Annotated in this window: 2 protein-coding genes; both read right to left on the bottom strand. The window is 71.6% G+C overall.

The genetic code is table 11. The features are described 5' to 3' along the window. Nucleotides 1-259: 259 nt before the first annotated feature. Nucleotides 260-907 (bottom strand): L,D-transpeptidase family protein, encoded by a 648-nt coding sequence (locus PV350_RS46140; RefSeq protein ID WP_499510313.1) that lies wholly within the window; start codon nt 905-907, stop codon nt 260-262. A 168-nt stretch (nt 908-1075) separates the two neighbouring features. After that, complete coding sequence (ltaE, locus tag PV350_RS46135; RefSeq protein WP_500339253.1) at nt 1076-2149, bottom strand: low-specificity L-threonine aldolase; 1074 nt, start codon at nt 2147-2149, stop codon at nt 1076-1078. Nucleotides 2150-2384: the final 235 nt, after the last annotated feature.

Genomic DNA, 2384 nt, shown 5'->3' with positions numbered 1-2384 from the left:
TCACAGGGGCGCTGCCTTTCGGGGGCGGTCGTGGGGGGTGACGGACGGAAGGCCGGGCGCGCTAGTCATGCACCTGACATTTCTTGAACCCTCGTGCGTGGGGGCACGGGATTCCCGTCCGTATGAGTTCAAGACTTAGTTCACGCCGTGATTGAACTGCCGCCCCCAGGCGCCGTCAAGAGGTCTGGACCAAGAAGGGCGGGCGGGCCCGTGCGGAGCCCCGCCCGGTCCCGCCCGCCCCTGCCGGCGCCGCGGCGCGTCACGTGCCGGGCTTGCGCCCGTACACGTACACGTCGTCACCGTTCTTCAGCAGGCTCCAGTACTTCTTGGCGTCCCCGCTGCGCATGTTCACGCAGCCGTGCGACCCCGGCGGCGACCACACGCTGCCCGCGATCGAGTGGAACGCCTGCCCGCCGTCGAAGAACTGGCTGTAGGGCATGGCCACGTTGTACAACGTCGACCAGTGGTCCTTGTGGCGCCAGTAGATCTTCTTGGCACCGGTGCGCGTCTCGTAGCCGTTGCGGCCCGTCCGCACCGGGACCGGCCCGAACTTCAGCTTCTTGCCGTCCTGTATCCAGCTCAGCTGCCGCGTGAGGTCCACGCACGCGATCCGCCCCTTGTTCGTGGGGCACTTGCCGGCCTTGTTGGGATTGCTGCCCGCGGCCTTCTGGGCGTTCATGATCTTCATGACGCCCCAGGTCACCGGGCCCGCGTAGCCGATGTTCGGGGATATCCCGTTCTTCGTCTGGAAGGCGCGTATCGCCTTGCAGTCGGCCGCCGACTGCTTCCCGTCCACCGGCCGCCCCAGGAACTTCTCCACTTGCTTCTGGTACGGCCCCTTGCTCGTCGTGCACGACGATGCGGCCTGCGCCGAGCCGCCCCCCGCCACGACCGGTGTCACGGCCATCACCGCCACCGCGAGGGCGGCCCCCGCCCGACGTCCCGCTGACGCTCCCGCTCTCATCGCTTCCCCTTCCCCGTTGAGGCCGTCGCGCGACGACCTCACCCCCTAGGACACGCGGGAGGCACCGGAGGTTGCGGAACGACCGCTACGAGAAAGGGAGATGGCGGGCCGTCAGCCGCGCGCGGCGCCGTCCAGGGCCTCGCGGACGATGCGTACGGCCTCTTCCGTGTCGGCGCGCGACACGTCCAGGTGGAAGACGAAGCGCAGCCGTCCGGGATAGCCGGCGCAGTGCAGCCCGCGCCGCGCGAGGCGCTCCTGCACCTCCTCGGCGGACAGCCCCGGCGCCGGCTCGGCGAAGACCATGTTGGTCTGGGAGTCGCCCACGACCAGACCGGGCACGTCCTTGATCCCCTCCGCGAACAGCGCCGCGTTCGCGTGGTCCTCGGCGAGCCGCGCCACCTGGTGCTCCAGCGCGTACAGGGCGCCCGCCGCGATGATGCCCGCCTGCCGCATCCCGCCGCCGAGCGCCTTGCGCCAGCGCAGCGCCCGCGCCACGAACTCCCGGCTGCCCAGCAGAGCGGAGCCGACCGGTGCGCCCAGGCCCTTGCTGAAGCAGACCGAGACGCTGTCGAAGTGGCCGGCGATCAGCCGCGCCTGCTCGTACGGGTCGCCGCCCGCGGCGACCGCCGCGTTGAACAGCCGGGCCCCGTCCAGGTGCGTGGCCAGCCCGTGCTCACGCGCCAGCCCGGTCGCGGCCCGCAGGTAGTCCGTGGGGACGACCCGGCCGCCGATGGTGTTCTCCAGGCACAGCAGCCTGGTGCGCGGGAAGTGCGGGTCGTCGGGCTTGACCGCGGCCGCGATGTCGGCCGGGTCCAGCGTCCCGTCCTCCCGGTGCGGCAGCGGCTGCGGCTGGATCCCGCCGAGCACGGCACCGCCGCCGCCCTCCCAGCGGTACACGTGCGCCGACTGCCCGGCGATGTACTCGTCACCGCGGCCGCAGTGCGTCAGCAGCGCGCACAGGTTGCTCTGCGTCCCGGACGAGACGAACAGCGCGGCCTCGAAGCCGAGCCGCTCCGCGATCCGGTCCTGGAGGGCGCCCACGGTGGGGTCGTCGGCGAAGACGTCGTCGCCCACCTCGGCCTCCGCCATGGCGCGGCGCATGTCCGCGCCGGGCCGCGTGACGGTGTCGCTTCGCAGGTCGATGACCCGTCCGGGCTGCTCATCGGTGACATCAGTGATCGGCATGCGTTCACCCTGCCATGCCCGCCCTTCGGTAGGATCGTCGGGTGAATTGCTACTGGCACGTCGTCCTTCCGCCGCTGTGCGCCTGACCGGGCGCACTCACTGACGACTCGGACCCCCACCCCCAGCAGGCCGCCCGGCCGCCAGGGGCAGGTGCGGTGCGCCCGTTCCGGATCCGCTTCCACCGATTCGTGACGAAAGGCCACCCCCGTGCCGGACAGCACGCCCTCCCTCGCCC

The sequence above is a fragment of the Streptomyces sp. PA03-6a genome (genome assembly GCF_033792765.1).
Classification (GTDB): Bacteria; Actinomycetota; Actinomycetes; order Streptomycetales; family Streptomycetaceae; genus Actinacidiphila.
Note: the sequence above shows the minus strand (reverse complement) of the source record. Positions and strands in the feature narration are given on the sequence as shown.

What these genes read in the sequence shown, in the direction of transcription:
- PV350_RS46140 (WP_499510313.1), bottom strand. Translation starts at nt 907, where the DNA reads ATGGCCGTGACACCGGTCGTGGCGGGGGGCGGCTCGGCGCAGGCCGCA.
- ltaE (WP_500339253.1), bottom strand. Translation starts at nt 2,149, where the DNA reads ATGCCGATCACTGATGTCACCGATGAGCAGCCCGGACGGGTCATCGAC.